1 protein-coding gene is annotated in these 1,932 nt (G+C 21.1%); it reads right to left on the bottom strand.

The annotated features are described in order from the left end of the window. Positions 1-187 precede the first annotated feature (187 nt). Complete coding sequence (locus D9R21_RS06055) at positions 188-1,351, bottom strand: hypothetical protein (RefSeq protein ID WP_126821493.1); 1,164 nt, start codon at positions 1,349-1,351, stop codon at positions 188-190. Between the last annotated feature and the right edge of the window lie 581 nt (positions 1,352-1,932).

Below are 1,932 nucleotides of genomic sequence, written 5' to 3'. Positions count from 1 at the left end.
CAAAAATTTAATTTTTTCTGAAAAAGTTGTTGCAATTTATTAAAAATATTTTATTATTAACTTAACAAGATATGAATTTGCCGTTTGTATCTACACAACGCCTTAAGATATTTTTACATTAAATTGTAAATGTAATAAATTTCTTAACTAAATAGTAATATATAATATAAAAATAAACATTTTAAAATTAATTTGATTTTGGTAAATATAATTTCAAAAATTCATGTCAGAATTCTCATGCTCTTGTTTTTAATTCATTTGGTATTAAAAATCAATATACAAATCCTTCACCAATAACTTCATATAAATTAGAAAAAGAATATGAACTAAGATGAAATAATTTAAAAATTTTTTCTTTGTCTAAGCTTGGTCAATTATTAAAATTAATAATTTTACTTGTTAAAAAATCTTTTAATTTATTACTTATACTTATATGCATATTATCTTTTAAAAAATGATCTAACATATGTCCTAATTCATGAAAGAAAACTCTAAAAGGATCAAGAACATAAGAATAACCAGTATAAAATGAATGATTTCCCATAGCATTATAATAACATTGTAATGTTCGTGCATGAATTTGAATATGATAGTCAAAATGACCGTATCCATCTGCATCAAGAACTTGAGCAATATCAATTCATTTTAATACATTATGAACATTATTTTTTCCTAAACTACTAGCCATATAATTATAAAATCTTACCATTAATTGTTTTAATTTATTAATATATGTCGGACAATAATTATTAATAAAATTCGTTAAAGATGATTTAGTTTTTGGATTTAAAAAATTTAATAATTCTTCATATGAATTAAATTCTGGTTTTTCATAAAATGGTAAGTTAAAATATTCAGCATGACTTAAAAAGGCATTTGTTAAATTTTTTTCAAGATCTGTTGCTGGGTTCTTACTAATTCATAAGCCATCATAGCCACGTTGTTGCATTCAAGTTTGATTTGGAACATATTGTTGATTTAAATTAATTTGATTTAACACTGATTTATCAAGAAGATAATTAAGGGTAACTGAACCCCGGTAAATCTTAAAATCATTAGAAGTAATTATAGCCGTTGTAGCCGTAATATTATTTTTAATTTGAATTTTATTAATCTTTAATGCTGGGAACTTTTGTTTTAATATAGTTTTAATTTGCTCTTCTGTTGGAAGATGGGAACCATTAGTTTTAATTGCTTGTAAATTTGGGTTACTAATAATTGTATTTAGTAGTATTATTTTTTGGTTTAAATAAGTATTATATAGCAAATATAAAATAATGCTTAATAAAAATCCTACGATAAAAATTAATACTATGTTGGTTGTATAAATTAATTTTTTTTGTTTTTTCATTACTATTACTACTTTTACTATTTAATATTTTTCAAAATTCATTATATAGTTATCATGATTTAAAATAATATAAACAAAAATAAATTTAACATTTATTAAATTATTTTTAATTTATTATTATAATTTTACAAATAATTTGATAAAAATAAAATTTTAGTTTTTAAAATTTAATGCGGACATCAATATATAAAAAATAGCAAACCATTTTCATTTATGCAATGCTACAATCAGGGCAGACTATGAGAAAAGTTTTGTTTGTTTTTGCTTGTATTTTAAATTAACAAATTATTGTTTATTAATAAAGAAAGCGAGGTAAATATTAAATGAAAAAGATATTAGCCTTATTAACTAGTTTATCAGTAAATAATATATTTGTTACTTCTATTGTGAGTTGTACATTTTAGAGTGCACCCCAAAAAGTAAGTATTAGTAAAAAAGGTTTATAAACTTTTATTTATTATATCCTTTTCTTTGCGGCTTGAATATCATTTATTTCATTTTTTAACATCATTAATATATTCGTCATGCGATAAGTAAATATTGTTATGAATTGTTGCTTTTTTTAATAAAGAATGAAAACT

Origin of the sequence: Spiroplasma endosymbiont of Megaselia nigra (genome assembly GCF_003987485.1) — a bacterium.
Taxonomy (GTDB): domain Bacteria; phylum Bacillota_I; class Bacilli_A; order Mycoplasmatales; family Mycoplasmataceae; genus Spiroplasma.
This window is presented reverse-complemented; position numbering and strand designations above follow the sequence as displayed.